The sequence below is a fragment of the Pseudomonas sp. DR 5-09 genome, assembly GCF_001655595.1.
Taxonomy (GTDB): domain Bacteria; phylum Pseudomonadota; class Gammaproteobacteria; order Pseudomonadales; family Pseudomonadaceae; genus Aquipseudomonas; species Aquipseudomonas pharyngis.
The window spans coordinates 4157268-4173148 of sequence record NZ_CP011566.1 but is presented as its reverse complement, the minus strand read 5'-3'; the positions used below and the strand labels follow the sequence as shown (position 1 = coordinate 4173148).

The 15881-nt window shown below is 59.4% G+C and carries 18 protein-coding genes; 8 read left to right on the top strand and 10 right to left on the bottom strand.

The features are described 5' to 3' along the window. Positions 1–15 precede the first annotated feature (15 nt). Both PDR5_RS18720 and PDR5_RS18715 read right to left on the bottom strand, forming a co-directional pair. Positions 16–636, bottom strand: a complete 621-nt coding sequence (locus PDR5_RS18720; protein ID WP_064597903.1) for a retron system putative HNH endonuclease — start codon at positions 634–636, stop codon at positions 16–18. Continuing rightward, positions 629–1996: an AAA family ATPase gene (locus tag PDR5_RS18715; RefSeq protein ID WP_064597901.1), complete on the bottom strand. Its 1368-nt coding sequence runs from the start codon at positions 1994–1996 to the stop codon at positions 629–631. Before PDR5_RS18715 ends, PDR5_RS18720 begins: the two co-directional genes overlap by 8 nt. 488 nt (positions 1997–2484) lie before the next feature. Here PDR5_RS18715 and PDR5_RS18710 point away from each other — a divergent pair, with 488 nt between their 5' ends. Next, positions 2485–2793: a hypothetical protein gene (locus PDR5_RS18710; RefSeq protein ID WP_064597899.1), complete on the top strand. Its 309-nt coding sequence runs from the start codon at positions 2485–2487 to the stop codon at positions 2791–2793. Positions 2794–2854: 61 nt separating this feature from the next. Here PDR5_RS18710 and ampC read toward each other — a convergent pair whose 3' ends face one another. Beyond that, the gene (ampC, locus tag PDR5_RS18705; protein ID WP_064597896.1) at positions 2855–4021 is read right to left on the bottom strand and encodes a class C beta-lactamase; all 1167 of its coding nucleotides are present in this window, start codon (positions 4019–4021) and stop codon (positions 2855–2857) included. 160 nt (positions 4022–4181) lie between these two features. Here ampC and PDR5_RS18700 point away from each other — a divergent pair, with 160 nt between their 5' ends. Next, positions 4182–5057: a LysR family transcriptional regulator gene (locus tag PDR5_RS18700; RefSeq protein ID WP_064597894.1), complete on the top strand. Its 876-nt coding sequence runs from the start codon at positions 4182–4184 to the stop codon at positions 5055–5057. Here PDR5_RS18700 and gudD read toward each other — a convergent pair. After that, positions 5054–6397, bottom strand: a complete 1344-nt coding sequence (gene gudD, locus PDR5_RS18695; RefSeq protein ID WP_064597893.1) for a glucarate dehydratase — start codon at positions 6395–6397, stop codon at positions 5054–5056. The genes PDR5_RS18700 and gudD overlap by 4 nt on opposite strands. A gap of 14 nt (positions 6398–6411) precedes the next feature. Then, on the bottom strand, positions 6412–7758 hold the full coding sequence (locus PDR5_RS18690) for an MFS transporter (protein ID WP_064597891.1): 1347 nt from the start codon (positions 7756–7758) through the stop codon (positions 6412–6414). A gap of 364 nt (positions 7759–8122) precedes the next feature. Here PDR5_RS18690 and PDR5_RS18685 point away from each other — a divergent pair, with 364 nt between their 5' ends. Together PDR5_RS18685 and PDR5_RS18680 are read left to right on the top strand one after the other, a co-directional pair. After that, positions 8123–8836, top strand: coding sequence for a FadR/GntR family transcriptional regulator (locus PDR5_RS18685; protein ID WP_064597889.1), 714 nt, complete (start codon positions 8123–8125; stop codon positions 8834–8836). A gap of 94 nt (positions 8837–8930) precedes the next feature. After that, the gene (locus PDR5_RS18680; RefSeq protein WP_064597887.1) at positions 8931–9161 is read left to right on the top strand and encodes a hypothetical protein; all 231 of its coding nucleotides are present in this window, start codon (positions 8931–8933) and stop codon (positions 9159–9161) included. Between the two features lie 37 nt (positions 9162–9198). Here the strand turns inward: PDR5_RS18680 and trhP are convergent, their stop codons facing one another. Next, positions 9199–10527 (bottom strand): prephenate-dependent tRNA uridine(34) hydroxylase TrhP, encoded by a 1329-nt coding sequence (gene trhP / locus PDR5_RS18675; protein WP_064597885.1) that lies wholly within the window; start codon positions 10525–10527, stop codon positions 9199–9201. A 156-nt stretch (positions 10528–10683) separates the two neighbouring features. On the opposite strand from trhP, the gene PDR5_RS18670 reads away from it, so the two are divergent. Then, positions 10684–11745 carry an AI-2E family transporter gene (locus tag PDR5_RS18670; RefSeq protein WP_039767635.1) on the top strand — a complete coding sequence of 354 codons (1062 nt, stop codon included), beginning with the start codon at positions 10684–10686 and terminating at the stop codon, positions 11743–11745. On the opposite strand, the gene PDR5_RS18665 is transcribed toward PDR5_RS18670, so the two are convergent. From PDR5_RS18665 to PDR5_RS18655, 3 genes are all read right to left on the bottom strand, one after another. Next, the gene (locus PDR5_RS18665; protein WP_064597883.1) at positions 11742–11924 is read right to left on the bottom strand and encodes a hypothetical protein; all 183 of its coding nucleotides are present in this window, start codon (positions 11922–11924) and stop codon (positions 11742–11744) included. The two genes, PDR5_RS18670 and PDR5_RS18665, sit on opposite strands and share 4 nt — an antisense overlap. Before the next feature lie 102 nt (positions 11925–12026). Further along, positions 12027–12221: a hypothetical protein gene (locus PDR5_RS18660; protein ID WP_007951579.1), complete on the bottom strand. Its 195-nt coding sequence runs from the start codon at positions 12219–12221 to the stop codon at positions 12027–12029. A gap of 259 nt (positions 12222–12480) precedes the next feature. Next, positions 12481–12831, bottom strand: a complete 351-nt coding sequence (locus tag PDR5_RS18655) for a hypothetical protein (RefSeq protein WP_007951578.1) — start codon at positions 12829–12831, stop codon at positions 12481–12483. Between the two features lie 254 nt (positions 12832–13085). Here PDR5_RS18655 and PDR5_RS18650 point away from each other — a divergent pair, with 254 nt between their 5' ends. Beyond that, complete coding sequence (locus PDR5_RS18650; protein ID WP_064597881.1) at positions 13086–13904, top strand: shikimate 5-dehydrogenase; 819 nt, start codon at positions 13086–13088, stop codon at positions 13902–13904. A gap of 97 nt (positions 13905–14001) precedes the next feature. After that, complete coding sequence (locus PDR5_RS18645; RefSeq protein ID WP_064597879.1) at positions 14002–14520, top strand: cupin domain-containing protein; 519 nt, start codon at positions 14002–14004, stop codon at positions 14518–14520. Positions 14521–14537: 17 nt separating this feature from the next. Here PDR5_RS18645 and PDR5_RS18640 read toward each other — a convergent pair whose 3' ends face one another. Continuing rightward, the gene (locus PDR5_RS18640; protein ID WP_064597878.1) at positions 14538–15188 is read right to left on the bottom strand and encodes a YceH family protein; all 651 of its coding nucleotides are present in this window, start codon (positions 15186–15188) and stop codon (positions 14538–14540) included. A 125-nt stretch (positions 15189–15313) separates the two neighbouring features. Here PDR5_RS18640 and PDR5_RS18635 point away from each other — a divergent pair, with 125 nt between their 5' ends. Continuing rightward, on the top strand, positions 15314–15823 hold the full coding sequence (locus PDR5_RS18635; RefSeq protein ID WP_007951572.1) for a DUF1993 domain-containing protein: 510 nt from the start codon (positions 15314–15316) through the stop codon (positions 15821–15823). Positions 15824–15881 lie beyond the last annotated feature (58 nt).

Here is a 15881-nt window from a genome sequence, read left to right as displayed (position 1 = left end):
GCGATACTTTGAATATCAGGGCAGGAGCTGACGGATGACATTGACCAGAACCGGAGAAAAAGCCGCGAGCTGGCCATTCTTGGGAGTCAGCATGTCATCAAGGAGAATGCCCAGAAGCTCTTCATCTTCAAGGTCATCGGGTTGCATGCCTCCTGTAAAGATCAACTGATCAACCAGCTGTTTCCGCGCCCCTATGAGTCCGCGATTGCTTTCTTCGGTATGACCGAGATTCAAAATTTCCAGAGCTGAATTTGCGCGTTCAGTTTTGCCGGTCACTCTACCGGACAGATAAAACTTCAATTCCGACTCGCATTCCTCCATCAAAGGCGTCAGATCCAGTGGGCGCGTGCCTCGATGATGTCCACATTGGTTCTGGCGCTGGCAACTGGCGACGATGTTGGTGAACTCCAATGTGCGATTGGGGGCTTTATCCTGGGCCTCAACGTGTTCGTTATGTGAGTCATCGACTGCAATGGTCTGGCAGCAATAGGCGCAAAGGCTGAATTGTTCTGCGATGCAGGCTGTGCGCAAAGTCACACGTTCTTCGCCGGACAAGTCCTGGTAACGCGATGTTGTGTTGGCTCGTTTCCACCTGATGAGTTGTTCCGGCTCGGGTCCCTTAGTGATCTTACGCACGGCGCAACTCCAGCTTGCGCAGCAACAGCGCGGCTTTCGCCAGTTCGATATGACCGTCCGGAAGTTCTTCTGCCAGTTCGGCGAAGAGTTTCTGTGCGGCTTCCAGATCACCGTCCTGCAAGCGTTCGAGCAGCGCGTTCAAGCGTTTTTGAACGTCGCTGTTGCGGATATCGGTGTCCATGACTTCCAGCAACACCTGATTGGCATCGAGACCGTACAGGCCGTTGTGTTCGTGGAGTTCACCGTCATTGAGCACGTAAACCAGCACATCCTTGGCGTCGCTGATCACCAGTGGCGAGTGGGTGGTCAGTACGAACTGGCAGTTGGGGAAGGTTTCGCTCAGTTGGCGGATCAGACTGCGTTGCCATTTCGGGTGCAGGTGCAGATCCACTTCGTCGATCAGCACGATGCCGTCGCCGTGGAGCGGGTTGTCCAGCGACTGGTTCATCATCGCCAGGCGGCGGGCGATATCGCCGACCAGTGCCATCATCGACTTCTCGCCTTGGGAGAGTTGGGCGACGTTGAGGGTGACACCGTCCTTGTCGATGGCCATGTGTAGGCGAGGTTTACGTTGCACACGCAAGTTGGTGAAGCCGGGCATAAACGCGGCGATGGCGGAGCGCACGGCAGTCAGTTGGCGGTCGCGGGAGGAGGCTTTCAGTTTGGACAGGGTTTGCCAGACCTCGCTGTCCGAGCCGAACTTTTCGGAGATTTCAGCTAGTGCAGTGTCGGAAATACCGGTTTCGTTTTCGCTGTCTTCGCGCTCGCGGAACCATTCGAAGAAACGGCGGAAGTCGACGCCTCTGTTGAGTGAGTTGTCGTAGCCGTCGAGTTGGTCGAAGGTGTGTTTGGTTTTGATTTTTAGCGGGATTTCGAGCACGGAGCGCTCTACTGGGTAGTACGCGATCAGCGGTAGCGACGCCTTTTCATCGGTTGTGAGCTGATTCCGATAGTGGTCTGCAAGAGCGGAAGCATCGGTCAACGAACTAAAGAATGTTGCTTTTCGCCCTTGTCGCGTACGCGCTACACCCCATGCAAAGAGGTGAGAGTTTTTCTCTGCATCGGGAGCATGGGTCCGTGGATGCGTTAAATCTGCAACTTCAATGACCACAAGCGCACTGGACGCCCCGTTACGAATAGCTTCATCCGTAATGTGGTTGCCATTGCCCTTCTCGTTGCGAACTCTAGCTACAAACCAACTGAGTGAAACGGCTAATGATGTTAAGAGAGTAGTTTTACCTGCGCCGTTATTGCCTACAAGCACCGTGACATTTGAAGTGTGGCTTCTTGTTGGCGCCAACTGAATCTCAAGATCGGTGAACCGACTGATATTTTCGACAAAGAATTTGTTGATTTCCATTGCAATGCCCTTTGAGGGTCAGCCGGATTAAAGAATTTGACGAGCATTATGTCATCCCCTGCCCAAGATTGATCTGGTGCAGTTTAGATACATCCATTCCAATCGCTCATCTTTGAAAAATAGTTACCGCACATGTCACGTAATCTAGCTGCGCAAAGGCCTTCAATGCCGTCGGAGATTTCCTTCAAATCGCGGCGGCGTTGATGAACTGGTAGCTTGAGTCGTATGCCGATAACCTCATCGGGCCGCTGCAAAATCAGCGGTCGGATGTGGAAGTCCGGTTTCAGACTCATTCACCAAGCCTCATAAAGCGCATGGCGACATCTTTTATGTCAACATCGCGGCCTTATGGTGGCTGTACGCGGGAGCGCTTTCGAGTGCGCCGGGTTCGGGTGATTGGCTCGGTCTTCCACACCTGCGTACAGCTACCACCCTCATGTGGAAGTGAGATGGGTAGCGTTTTTTACAATCCCATCGGAGTTACACCCATGAAGAAAACGGATTTCGAATCACCTGACATTTCCACCGAATCAACCAAACCCCGTTACATCCCCATCACCGGCATCGACTGCCAGATCCCCTGTCTCCTGATCGACCGAGAAGCTCCGGTAGATGTACTCCACGGCACCGCCGCCTACCGCTTGCGCAGCGTGACGCAGTTGTTGGAAACACTTTCATTGAGCGACGGCACCGGCCACGACGCGTTACTGTTGCAGGACTTCGCCCGTGTACTGGCAATCCCTCTGCGCGACAGCTGCGACCTGATGGATGTACTGGGCTGGAAGCTACAGGCGTAGTTTTCAATCCCCCAAACAAAAACGGGCGACCTTCTCAGGTCGCCCGTTTTTTATGGCGTGATTACCGGGTCAACTCACCCAGAATCCTGTGCGCAATCTTCACCCGCTCTCCATTCGGATAATTGCGGTTCGCCAGAATCACGATCCCGACTTTCTTCGACGGTACAAACGCGACATACGCACCGTAGCCAGCGGTGGAGCCAGTCTTGTTCAACAGCACGTTCGCCAGTTCTGGCTGTGGCGGATTCAGCCATTTGACCTTGTGCGCCTCCATGGCCATTGGCGTCGAGTTGCCGTCCAGCAGGCGGTCGAGGCTGATCGGGTAGGTGTAGCGTTCCCAGCCCAGGCCCTGGGTCATGTCGCCGACGGTGTAGTAGCCGGTGTGGGTGAGGGCGATGGCTTGTTGCAGAGGTGTTTCGAGTTTGGCGGTGTTGAGGTTGGCCTGGACGTATTGCAGCAGGTCGGCGGCGCTGGTTTTTACGCCGTAGGCTTCGGAATCGAGGGCGCCGGGGCTGACTCGAATCGGTTTGTTGTTCTTGTCATAGCCCTGGGCGTAGAGCTTTCGTTCAGACGCCGGCACTGACAGGAAGGTGTGCTTGAGCCCGAGTTTCGGCAGCAGGGTTTCGGTCATGACCTGATTGAACGGCTGGCCGAGGCTTTTTGCGGCCAGGTAACCGAACAGACCAATGCTTGGATTGGAATACAGGCGCTGGCTGCCGGCCGGAAAGGTCGGTTTCCACTGTTGGTAATAGCCGAGCATCTTGTCGGAAGAGTCCGCAGCATCCGGGAATTGCAGCGGCAGACCCCCGGCGCTGTACGTGCCCAGTTGCAGCAGGCTGATGTGGTCGAAGGCGCTGCCTTTGAGTTCGGGCCAGTGCTGGCTGGCCTTGTCGGAGAATTGCAGTTTGCCGCTGGCCTGGGCGTACGCGGCGAGGGTCGCGGTGAAGGTTTTGCTCACCGAACCGATTTCGAACAGGGTGTTTTCACTTACCGCTTGCCCGGTGCTTTTGTCGGCGACACCGTAATTAAAGTAATGCGCCTTGCCATCGACTGTCACGGCCACGGCGAGACCTGCGATGTCCTGTTGCTGCATGACCGGGGTCACGGTGGCCTTGACCAGCGCCTGCAACTGATCGTCGGTTGGCGGGGCGGCCAAGCAAGTGGCGGTGCTGAAGAAAAGTCCGAAAGCGCTGTAGGACTTGAATTTGTTCAGGTTGATCGAAGACATGCTTGAACCACTCTCCATGAGTGTTGATGGTGTTATCCCGCTACACTGCGAGCGTTTTCCGTCGGGGCGGCTGATCGGCGCCGCCAAATCTAGGCAGTCCGGCGTCTTTCGACAAACGATGAAAACTCGGACGAGCCATTAGAAAAATTTGGGACTTGGCATGATTCGACCTCAATTGCCTTTGAATGCATTGCGCGCCTTCGAGGCCTCTGCGCGTCATTTGAGCTTCACCCGCGCCGCCGTGGAGTTGTGTGTAACTCAGGCGGCCGTCAGCCATCAGGTCAAAAGCCTGGAGGCGCAACTCGGCGTGATTCTGTTCAAACGCCTGCCCCGTGGGCTGATGCTGACCGGCGAGGGCGAAACCCTGCTGCCGGTGCTGACCACGTCGTTTGATCATATCGCGCAGATGCTCGAGCGTCTGGCGGGCGGGCAATATCGGGAAATGCTCACGGTCGGCGCGGTGGGCACCTTCGCGGTGGGATGGCTGTTGCCGAGGCTGGCAGACTTTCAGGCGAAACATCCGCTCATAGATTTGCGACTGTCGACCAACAACAACCGGGTGGACGTCGCCGCCGAAGGGCTGGATTACGCGATCCGCTTCGGTGCCGGGGCATGGCACGGTATCGAGGCGACCCGTTTGCTGGAGGCGCCATTGTCGGTGCTCTGCGTGCCGGAAATCGCCCGGCAACTGCACACGCCGGGGGATCTTCTGCAGCACCGTTTGCTGCGCTCCTATCGCACCGATGAGTGGCCGGAATGGTTTCACGCGGCGGGTCTGGCGACCCATGCCGCGCCGCCCCAGAGCATCGTGTTCGACTCGTCGCTGGCGATGATGGAAGCGGCGTTGCAGGGCGGCGGGGTGGCACTGGCGCCGCCGTTGATGTTTGCCCGACAACTGGCGGCGGACCTGATCCGCCAACCCTTTGCCATCGAAATCACCACCGGCAGCTATTGGCTGACGCGCTTGCAGTCACGGCCGGAGACGTCGGCGATGGCTTCGTTCAGACACTGGTTGCTGGAGGCTGCGCAGGCCTAGCGCACCAGGCACGGCTTCTTGTTATCAAACGTCCAGCCCGGAATCAGAAACTGCATCGCCACGCTGTCATCCCGCGCGCCGAGTCCCATGCCTTTATAGAGTTCGTGGGCCTTGGCCACCTGATCCATGTCCAGTTCCACGCCCAGCCCCGGTTTCTTCGGCACTTGCACGCAGCCGTCGACGATTTGCAGCGGCGCCTTGGTCAGGCGCTGGCCGTCCTGCCAGATCCAGTGGGTGTCGATCGCGGTGATGTCGCCCGGTGCGGCGGCCGCGACGTGGGTGAACATCGCCAGGGAAATGTCGAAGTGGTTGTTGGAGTGCGAGCCCCAGGTCAGGCCCCATTCGTGGCACATCTGCGCCACGCGCACCGAACCCTGCATGGTCCAGAAGTGCGGGTCGGCCAGCGGAATGTCGACCGACTGCAACTGGATCGCATGGCCCATTTCGCGCCAGTCGGTGGCGATCATGTTGGTGGCGGTTTTCAGCCCGGTGGCCCGACGGAATTCAGCCATCACTTCACGGCCCGAATAACCGCTTTCTGCACCGCACGGGTCTTCGGCGTAAGCGAGTACATGATGCTGGTCGCGGCACAGACGGATCGCTTCTTTCAATGACCACGCGCCGTTCGGATCGAGGGTAATGCGGGCGTCGGGGAAGCGTTCGGCCAGTGCGGTCACCGCTTCGATTTCCGCATCGCCGCTGAGTACGCCGCCCTTGAGCTTGAAGTCCTTGAAGCCATAACGCGCGTGCGCAGCCTCGGCCAGACGCACCACGGCGTCGGCGGTCATGGCTTTCTCGTGACGCACGCGGAACCAGTCGTTGTCGGCATCCGGTTCGCTGCGGTAGGCGAGGTCGGTTTCCCGGCGATCGCCCACGTAGAACAGGTAGCCAAGCATCTTCACTTCATCACGTTGCTGACCTTCGCCGAGCAATGCGGCCACCGGCACGTCGAGGTGCTGGCCGAGCAGGTCGAGCAGGGCGGCTTCGAGCCCGGTGACGGCGTGAATGGTGATGCGCAGGTCGAAGGTCTGCAGGCCACGGCCGCCGGCATCACGGTCAGCGAACGTCTGGCGAACCTGGTTGAGGATCTTCTGATACGTGCCAATCGGGCTGCCGACCACCAAGTTGCGGGCGTCTTCGAGGGTCTGGCGGATGCGTTCGCCGCCGGGCACTTCGCCGACGCCGGTATGGCCGGCGTTGTCCTTGAGGATGACGATGTTGCGGGTGAAAAACGGCCCGTGGGCGCCGCTCAGGTTGAGCAGCATGCCGTCGTGGCCAGCCACCGGAATGACTTGCATCTCGGTGATGATCGGGGCTTTGGCGATGTCGTGTGCGGTCATTTGGGATTGTCCTTTCAAGCGTGTTTCGGCGCGGCATCGGCCACGGCGATGTCAGGTGCGGATTTGGGTGTCATACGGGCGGCGAACACGATGATCGCGGCAATGATCGAGGTTGCGGCCAGACCATAGAGGCCGCCCTGGATCGAACCGGTGTGTTGTTCCAGCAAGCCGAAAGTGGTGGGAGCGACGAAGCCGCCGAGGTTGCCCACCGAGTTGATCAGCGCGATCACGGCAGCGGCGATCCGCGCATCGAGATAGGCCTGCGGGATCGGCCAGAACAGCGAAGACGCGGATTTGAAACCCAGTGCGGCAAAGCAGATCGCGACGAAGGCAAAGATCGGCCCGCCGGTGGTGGACATGAACATCCCCGCGGCGGCGATCAGCAATGCAGTGGCGACCCACGCCTGCTGGTGTTTCCACCTCGCCGAGAATGAGGCGAACGCATACATGCCGATGATCGACAGCAGCCACGGAATCGAGTTGAACAGGCCGACCTGGAAGTCGCTCATCTCGCCCATTTTCTTGATGATGCTCGGCAGCCAGAACGTTGCGGCGTAGATCGTCAATTGAATGAAGAAGTAGATCAGGCAGAACAGGATGATCTGGCGATCCTTGAGCAGTTTGCCCAGCGACGGCCGGATCGGGGTCGCGGCTTCGCGGGCCTTCTGCTCATCGTCGATGGCTTTGACCAGCGCATCCTGCTCGGCGCGGGTCAGCCACTTGGCATCGTGGGGTTTGGCGTCGAGCCAGAACCAGACGAACACGCACAGGCCGACCGAGAACATCCCCTCAATGAAATACATCCACTGCCAGCCGTGCATGCCCAGACCTTCGATCTGCAGCAACAGGCCGGACAACGGGCCGGAAATCAGCGAGGCCACGGCCGAACCGCTCAAGAAAATTGCAATCGCCTTGCCGCGCTCGGCCCCCGGCAACCAGCGGGTGAAATAGTAGATCACCCCGGGAAAGAACCCGGCCTCGGCCACGCCGAGCAGAAATCGCAGGATGTAGAAGTGGGTTTCGTTCTGGATGAACGCCATGCCGGCGGCGACCAGGCCCCAGGTGAGCATGATGCGGGTCAGCCAGATTCGCGCGCCGACCTTTTGCAGCAACATGTTGGAAGGGACTTCGAACAGCGCGTAACCGATGAAGAACAGACCGGCACCGAAACCGTAGGCCGCGGCACCGATGCCGAGGTCGTGTTCCATGTGGGTACGGACGAAGCCGATGTTCACCCGGTCAATGTAATTGACGATGAACATGATGACGAACAGCGGCAGGACGTGGCGTTTGACTTTGGCAATGGCGGAGGACAGCACGGAATCGGCGCCCTCGTTCATCCCGGCAATGGATGATTTCACTTGGTTTTCTCCCACTCGTTATTTTTATGCGGGGTGTGTCTGGTGTTGCGTTGTTGATAGACATCATACAACTAGATTTTTTTGTCCTACAAGCGGGAGTGCTCAATCAAATTTGTCTACGGGAAAGGGTTTTTATGCTTTTTCAGATTTTATGCGCCGCGTTTGTTGGCTTTTGTAGGGGGTTTGGCACGCGTAGTAGAGCGTTTTGTTCCATTGCAAGTGGGGCGACTGCTCGGCGCAGTGGAAGATTTTCTAGCTAAAATTGAGTGTTGTCATACAAGTTAGATCCCGGAATTCATAGGAGCTCATACAAGTCATTGCCACCAGTGCTACGATCGGTTTGCCCCGATCACCGGAACCGACCATGCAAGACGACTTCGACGCCCCCGCCCGTAAACGCGCGCACAACCTGGCCCACGACCTGGTGGAAAAACTGACCCAGAGCATCCTGCTCGGTCAGATGCTGCCCGGTGACAAGTTGCCGTCGGAAAACTCGATCGTTCAGGAACACGGCGTCAGCCGCACCGTCGTGCGTGAGGCGATTTCAAAATTGCAGGCGTCAGGGCTGGTGGAGACGCGACACGGTATCGGCACCTTCGTGATCGAACGCGCGCCGGAGCAGGGGCTGCGGCTGAATGTCGACACCGCGCTGGGGGTGCGCAGCATTCTCGAGCTGCGCATGGGCCTGGAGACGCAAGCAGCGGCACTGGCCGCGCAGCGCCGCACCGAGCAACAACTGATGCAGATGCGTCAGGCGCTGGACGACTATCAGCGTCTATTGGCCAATAACGACAGCTGCGTCGAAGCCGACCGGCGCTTCCACTTGCTGATTGCCGAAGCCACCGGCAATGTCTGCTTCACCGAAATCATGCAACACCTTGGCAGCGCGATGATCCCGCGCACCCGGGTCAATGCGGCCGAGCGCGGCGCGGTGGATTTGAGCAAGCTCGGGCAACTGGCGAATCTTGAGCATGAGGCGATCTTCAACGCCATCAAACGTCAGGACGCGGACGCGGCGCGCGCGGCAATGTGGTTGCACCTGACCAACAGTCGAGACCGGTTTTCAGCCACGAGCTGAATGCCGCTGGTCTGTTCGATAGCACGCCCGGTGCGGCGGCACTTCCAACGAGTACGACCCGGATCTTCCGGGCCTCATGCCCTGAGGTGCAATCATGGCTGACGATACGCTGTTTCAGGGAGGCACGGCCCCAACCGACCCTACCCGCAAAGTCCCCGGTACGGATGAGCCGACGCTGGCCGATCACGAGATGCCGCCGGGCGTCATGCCCGGGCGCGACCCGTTGAGCGATGCCGATCGGCCGGAAGACTGGAAGGATCCGTCGTCCGATGAAGACATACCGCCGGCTGATGAGCCGACACCGCTGTCCGATGACAGGCGCTGAACAAAACCCGGCTGATTGCCGGGTTTTTTTGATGCTTTTAAACAGCGCCGAGATCGCGCATCAACAACCCAAACCGCAAATCCACCGCATCCGGAATCGGCAGATACACCGTATGCCCGTCCCCCGGCGCCACGTCGATGGCTTCACCTTTCAGGTTCTGCAATTCATGCAGATCAAAGTGGAAATTGCCCTTGGGCGTCATCAGTTCCAAGTGATCGCCCAGTGCAAAACGGTTCTTAACCTTGACCTCGGCCAGACGATCCCGACGTTCGCCGGTCAACTCGCCCACAAACTGCTGACGCTCCGACACCGAGCTGCCGTTCTGATAGTTCTGGTATTCGTCATGCACATGCCGGCGCAGGAAGCCTTCGGTGTAGCCGCGCTGGGCGAGGGATTCCAGATCGGTCATCAGGCTGCGGTCGAATTCGCGACCGGCCACAGCATCGTCGATAGCCCGGCGATAGACCTGGGTGGTGCGCGCGCAATAGAAGTGCGATTTGGTCCGGCCTTCGATCTTCAGTGAGTGCACGCCCATGCGGGTCAGGCGCTCGACGTGCTGCACCGCGCGCAGGTCCTTGGCGTTCATGATGTAGGTGCCGTGCTCGTCTTCGAAGGCCGGCATCAGCTCGCCGGGGCGGTTGGCTTCCTGCAACAGGAACACCTGATCGGTGGGGGCGCCGAGGCCGAGGGTCGGTTGCGGTTCGAAGGTCTGCACGATTTCGCCGAGCTGGTTTTCGCTGGCCTCCTGCGCCGAGTATTTCCAGCGGCAGGCGTTGGTGCAGGTGCCCTGATTGGCGTCGCGTTTGTTCATGTAACCCGAGAGCAGGCAGCGGCCGGAATAGGCCATGCACAGCGCGCCGTGGACGAACACTTCCAGTTCCATGCCGGGCACTTGCTCGCGGATTTCGCCGATCTCTTCCAGCGACAATTCACGGGACAGGATGATCCGACTCAAGCCCTGCTGTTGCCAGAATTCGACACTCGCCCAGTTCACCGTGTTGGCCTGCACCGAGAGGTGGATTGGCATCTGCGGGAAGTGCCGGCGCACCAGCATGATCAGGCCGGGGTCGGACATGATCAGCGCGTCCGGCGCCATCTCGATCACCGGCGCCAGGTCCTTGAGGAAGGTCTTCAGTTTGGCGTTGTGCGGCGCGATGTTGACCACCACGTAGAAGCGCTTGCCCTGGGCCTGGGCTTCACGAATGCCAAGCGCCAGGTTGGCATGATCGAACTCGTTGTTGCGCACCCGCAGGCTGTAGCGTGGCTGGCCGGCGTACACCGCATCGGCCCCATAGGCGAAGGCGTAACGCATGTTTTTCAGGGTGCCGGCGGGGGCGAGCAGTTCGGGGGTGAAGGAGGTCGTCATGGCGGCGTCGGTCGCAAAAGCGCGGCAGGGTAGAGCAGTTGCGCCGAGGGTTTATTGATCTGGATCTATGCTCAATGAAGAAACAGGGCACTCGCGCTGACGCTGGCTGACTAAACGGGACGGGCGCGGGTGGCGCCTGACTGACCTGGACCGGACATGAACCAAAAGAGTCTGCAATTCAAATCCCTCACCGTGCTGTTGTTTCTGGTGACGGTCGCCTTCATCTGGATCCTGCTGCCGTTCTACGGTGCGGTGTTCTGGGCGGTGATCCTCGGCATCCTGTTCGCACCGATGCAGCGCCAGTTGCAACTGAAATTCGGCTGGCAACGCAACCTCACATCACTGTGTACCTTGAGCATCTGCCTGGTGATCGCGATTTTGCCGGTGATCGTCCTCAGTGTGCTGCTGGTGCAGGAAGGGGCGACGCTCTACGACAATATCGAAAGCGGCAAGCTCGATATCGGCGCTTATCTGGCGCAGTTCAAGCACAGCCTGCCGCCTTACTTTCAGCACCTGCTCGACCGCTTCGGCATGGGCGAGCTCAATGCCTTGCGCGAGAAGATCGTCAAGACCGCCATGCAGGGCAGTCAAGCGCTGGCGAGCCAGGCATTCAGTTTCGGCCAGGGCACGTTCGAGTTCGTGGTGAGTTTTTTCATCATGCTGTACTTGCTGTTTTTCTTTCTGCGCGACGGCGCCGAACTGGCGCGCAAGGTGCGCACAGCGATACCGCTGGAGGAGCATCACAAGCGTCGCTTGCAGTTGAAGTTCAATCGCGTGGTACGCGCCACGGTGAAGGGCAATCTGCTGGTGGCGATCACGCAGGGTGCGCTGGGCGGGGCGATTTTCTGGTTTCTCGACATTCCCAGTGCGTTGCTCTGGGCGGTATTGATGGCGTTTCTGTCGTTGCTGCCGGCGGTGGGGGCGGGGATTGTCTGGGTGCCGGTCGCGGTTTACTTCCTGCTCAGCGGGATGATCTGGCAGGGCGTGGTGCTGGGGCTGTTCGGGGTGTTCGTGATCGGTCTGGTGGACAACCTGCTGCGCCCGATCCTGGTGGGCAAGGACACACGGATGCCGGACTACATGATCCTGATCTCGACCCTGGGCGGATTGGCGGTGTTCGGGCTGAACGGCTTTGTGATCGGGCCGCTGATCGCGGCTCTGTTCATGTCGAGCTGGGCGTTGTTCATCGAAAGCAAACCGAAAGTGCAGCTGCCTTAAGCCTTGAACGGGCCGCTGAGCAGTTGTTGCGACAGCGCTTGAGCCGCCGGCAAGGACGTGAGCGGGCCGCTGACCGGCTCGCCGTCGCGCACCAGATACCAGCAGGCGAGCAGCCCCAGCTCTCTGAGCGATGCGGGAACGGCGCTGCCGACAACGGACATGATTTGAACCTGAGCCATGAAAAGTACCTCCATCAATCTGTGGAGCTACCTTAGGGAATTGGCCGTTTCAGGGACAATCAACGCTTTCGATAGTGGTCATTGACGCCGCTGAGGGCTGGCTCAATCCACCACTTGATCGAGCATGTGCACGATCTCGTGTTCGTTGAGAAAACCCTTGCGCACCAGGTTTTCCGCCAGCAACGAGAGAAACTTCGCCGTGCGGTGGCCTTCCAGGTGCTTGAGTTCGGTCAGGGCGTTGTAGACCTTGCTCGAGGTACATAAACCGACGATGCGGTGCGGATTCTGTGTAGGCATTCAAGTCGTCCTTGTTGTTATCAACCTGTTGTTTGCGGACGGATTCAGAGTGCGGTTCCGTCATGACAAATAGATGACCGTTTGTGTGTTGCCCCCGACGGTCGAGTCCATCATGCCGACTTTAACGGTTCAAACTGTCCCCACAGCGACCTTGGCGAGATTTTTTCAGACCTTGGCCGACGGACGGTTGGCTTTTCCGCCGGCAATAATATGCGCGCAATAAAAAGTCCCGCTAACAAGCGGGGCCCTTGTGTGCCGGTTACCAGCGCGGGCCACCGTAGTAGTGTGGCCGGCCGTAATAACCACGCGGCGGGCCGTAATACACCGGGGCCGGTTGGACGTAGACCGGTTGCTGCACATAGACCGGGGCCGGCTGGTAGTAGACCGGTGGCGGCGGTTGCTGCACGTAGACCGGGGCCGGTTGAGCGTAAACAGGCTGCTGGACGTACACCGGCCGATCCTGATTGATGAGCGCCGAGCCGATGATGGCCGAGCCGACGATCGCACCAAATACCGCCGGGCCCTGCCAGCCACCGCCGTGGGCTTCTGCCTGACCCGTGATCGCGAATGCACCAATCAACAAGGCCACGATGGGGAGTTTACGAATCATGATAATTCCTCGGTTCTTCGACCCGGCGTCCGAACCTGCAACAGGCCCGGAATGGCGCGGGGATACTTCTAAGACAGCAACATTTTGAAAAACAGCACGGCCGCCAGGTAAATTTTGTGTAAGGTCTGTACCGGTTTGTTTACCGAGCTTGCGGCATCGACTGTGATGCCCGGAACAGACCGCCTTATGATCGTTCAGAACCCGATGGCCTGGCTAATCCCGTCCATCCGAAAGTGCATACGAAGGAGCCTCCCATGCAGATGAACCCCAACAAAGACACCCAATTGTGCATGTCCCTGTCTGGGCGTCCCGGGAATTTCGGTCTGCGGTTTCACAACCATTTGTATGAACAACTGGGCCTGAATTTCTACTATAAGGCGTTCAGCAGCCAGGACCTGCCCGGTGCGGTCGGCGGGATCCGCGCGCTGGGGATTCGCGGTTGCGGCGTGTCGATGCCGTTCAAGGAAGCGAGCATTGCGCTGGTTGATGAACTGGACGCCTCGGCGGCGGCGATCCAGTCGATCAACACCATCGTCAACACCAACGGCCATCTCAAGGCCTACAACACCGATTACATCGCCATCGCCCAGTTGCTGGAAACCCACGCGGTGCCGAAGGACTCGACTTTCGCCCTGCGCGGCAGCGGCGGCATGGCCAAGGCTGTGGCCAGTGCCTTGCGCGATGGCGGTTACAAAAATGGTTTGATCGTCGCTCGCAACGAGCGCGCCGGGCGTGCGCTGGCGGACTCCCTGGGGTATCGCTGGCAGGCGGAACTGGGCGACGAGCGCCCGCAGATGCTGATCAACGTGACCCCTGTCGGCATGGACGGTGGCCCGGAAGCGGGTCAACTGTCGTTTGAGGTGGATGTGATCAAGTCTGCCGACACCGTGTTCGATGTGGTGGCGATCCCCTCGGAAACCCCGCTGATCGTGCGCGGTCGTGCCGAAGGTAAAAAGGTGATCACCGGGCTGGAAGTCATCGCGATCCAGGCGCTGGAGCAGTTCGTGCTGTACACCGGCGTGCGGCCGACGGTCGAGCAGTTCGATGCGGCGGTGGCGTTTGCCCGCAGTTGATGGCGCCTGAGCAACGGCATATCCGCCCGAATTTGCCGTTGCCTATACTGCCGGATCAGCAAGCACAGACTTGCCCATCACAAAAGCCGAGGCTTGCATGCATCCGCCCATTCTCAACCTGAATGACGTCGAACTCGAACCGCTTCCCGAATCATTGGCCCCCGAGGGCGAAACCGCCGGGCGTTATCAGCAACGGTTCGCCCGGGTCGGCCAGCAATTGGGCGCGCAAAAGCTCGGATATCGCCTGTATGCGCTACCGCCGGGCATGCGTGGCAGTCCGTTTCACAGCCATCGGGTGAATGAGGAAATGTTTTACGTGGTGGCCGGGGAAGGGGAAGTGCGCCTCGGCGCCGAGCGTTTCCCGATTCGCGCCGGCGACGTGATCGCCTGCCCACCGGGCGGCCCGGAAGCGGCGCATCAGATCATCAACACCAGTGCTGCGGAACTGCGCTATCTGGCGGTCAGCACCCAGCAGCAACCGGAAATCTGCGAGTACCCGGATTCCAACAAATACGCAGTGATGGACAACTTCAGCGTCGATGCCGAAGGCAATCCCTCGGGCTTCGTGGCGGTGGCGCGGCAGGCGGACGGGGTGGATTACTGGGACGGCGAATAACACCGTCCCCGGTGCACTTATTCTTCGAGACGGGCCAGACGCTCTTCGAGCGCCGCAATCCGCGCTTCCAGCTCTTCGATGCGCTCCACTGACACGCCGCTGGCAGCGCCGCGATCACTCTGGTTCTGCCGCGCCGCGATAATCGCCTCGATGTCCGCCGGATCGCCCAGCGCGTGGGTATAACGATCTTCGCGCTGGCCGGCCTGACGTGGAATCAACACCGCCAGGTCCCGGGCGATCAGGCGTTCCAGCTGATGCACCACTTGTTCGGCGTCTTCAAACTCATGCATGCGACCGCTGCGGGTCAGCAGTTCGTTGACGGTCTGCGGGCCGCGCAGGAACATCAACCCGGTCAGGATCAATTGCGCCGGCACCAGCTCCAGTGCCTTGTCGACCTTGTGCTCCCAGCGGTCGGCGCGGCTGCCCATCACCAGTTTGGTGAAGCCGCGGCTTTCGAGGGCGCGCAGGCTCTGGCCGACCTGGCCCTGAGTCAGGTTCATCACTGGCTCCCGGCTGGTTTTCTGGTTGCAGGCCAGCACCAGTGCGTTGAGGGTCAACGGGTAGCTTTCCGGGCTGGTAGCCTGTTTCTCGATCAACGAGCCCAGAATGCGGATTTCCGTGGCGTTGAGCCGTGGTTCGTCGGGGCGGGTTTCAAATTCTGTGGTCATCGCGCGTTCCCTCTGCAGTCGAAGGCGCCTAGCCTAATCCTTGCTGGATAAAAGACAAGCCGCGCCGCCCGCGAGCATGGCTATAATCGCCCCCACGATTCACCCAGCCACCACGTGAGACTGCCATGACCATTTCCCTGTACGCCGCATCCGTCCCGGTTTTTCAACAAATGCTCAACGCCGTGAGCGATGTGCTGAAAAAGGCTGAAGCCCACGCCACCGAGAAAAACATCGACCCGAACGCCTTCCTGCAAGCGCGTCTGTACCCGGACATGTTCCCGCTGGTGCGTCAGGTGCAGATCGCCGTGGACTTCGCCAAAGGCGTTTCCTCGCGTCTGGCCGAAATCGAAATTCCGAAATATGACGACACCGAAACCACCTTCGCCGAGCTGCAAGCGCTGATCGCCAAGGTTCTGGCCTTCATCGGCGAGATCAAGCCAGAGCAAATCAATGGCAAGGAAGGCATCGAGATCGTGACTCGCCCGGGCACCCCGAAAGAGAAGCGCTTCAGCGGCCAGGCTTATCTGCTGAGCTACGGTCTGCCGCAGTTCTTCTTCCACGTCACCACCACCTACGCACTGCTGCGTCACAACGGGGTGGAAGTGGGCAAGCGCGATTACATGGGCGCGTTCTAAAACGTTCTGCAACAAAAAGCCCGCCAAGGTTTGCGCCTTGGCGGGCTTTTTGTTGCGC

What these genes read in the sequence shown, in the direction of transcription:
- PDR5_RS18670 (WP_039767635.1), top strand. Translation starts at nt 10,684, where the DNA reads ATGAACCAAAAGAGTCTGCAATTCAAATCCCTCACCGTGCTGTTGTTT.
- PDR5_RS18710 (WP_064597899.1), top strand. Translation starts at nt 2,485, where the DNA reads ATGAAGAAAACGGATTTCGAATCACCTGACATTTCCACCGAATCAACC.
- ampC (WP_064597896.1), bottom strand. Translation starts at nt 4,021, where the DNA reads ATGTCTTCGATCAACCTGAACAAATTCAAGTCCTACAGCGCTTTCGGA.
- PDR5_RS18645 (WP_064597879.1), top strand. Translation starts at nt 14,002, where the DNA reads ATGCATCCGCCCATTCTCAACCTGAATGACGTCGAACTCGAACCGCTT.
- PDR5_RS18665 (WP_064597883.1), bottom strand. Translation starts at nt 11,924, where the DNA reads ATGGCTCAGGTTCAAATCATGTCCGTTGTCGGCAGCGCCGTTCCCGCA.
- PDR5_RS18660 (WP_007951579.1), bottom strand. Translation starts at nt 12,221, where the DNA reads ATGCCTACACAGAATCCGCACCGCATCGTCGGTTTATGTACCTCGAGC.
- gudD (WP_064597893.1), bottom strand. Translation starts at nt 6,397, where the DNA reads ATGACCGCACACGACATCGCCAAAGCCCCGATCATCACCGAGATGCAA.
- PDR5_RS18640 (WP_064597878.1), bottom strand. Translation starts at nt 15,188, where the DNA reads ATGACCACAGAATTTGAAACCCGCCCCGACGAACCACGGCTCAACGCC.
- PDR5_RS18650 (WP_064597881.1), top strand. Translation starts at nt 13,086, where the DNA reads ATGCAGATGAACCCCAACAAAGACACCCAATTGTGCATGTCCCTGTCT.
- PDR5_RS18655 (WP_007951578.1), bottom strand. Translation starts at nt 12,831, where the DNA reads ATGATTCGTAAACTCCCCATCGTGGCCTTGTTGATTGGTGCATTCGCG.
- PDR5_RS18715 (WP_064597901.1), bottom strand. Translation starts at nt 1,996, where the DNA reads ATGGAAATCAACAAATTCTTTGTCGAAAATATCAGTCGGTTCACCGAT.
- trhP (WP_064597885.1), bottom strand. Translation starts at nt 10,527, where the DNA reads ATGACGACCTCCTTCACCCCCGAACTGCTCGCCCCCGCCGGCACCCTG.
- PDR5_RS18635 (WP_007951572.1), top strand. Translation starts at nt 15,314, where the DNA reads ATGACCATTTCCCTGTACGCCGCATCCGTCCCGGTTTTTCAACAAATG.
- PDR5_RS18680 (WP_064597887.1), top strand. Translation starts at nt 8,931, where the DNA reads ATGGCTGACGATACGCTGTTTCAGGGAGGCACGGCCCCAACCGACCCT.
- PDR5_RS18685 (WP_064597889.1), top strand. Translation starts at nt 8,123, where the DNA reads ATGCAAGACGACTTCGACGCCCCCGCCCGTAAACGCGCGCACAACCTG.
- PDR5_RS18700 (WP_064597894.1), top strand. Translation starts at nt 4,182, where the DNA reads ATGATTCGACCTCAATTGCCTTTGAATGCATTGCGCGCCTTCGAGGCC.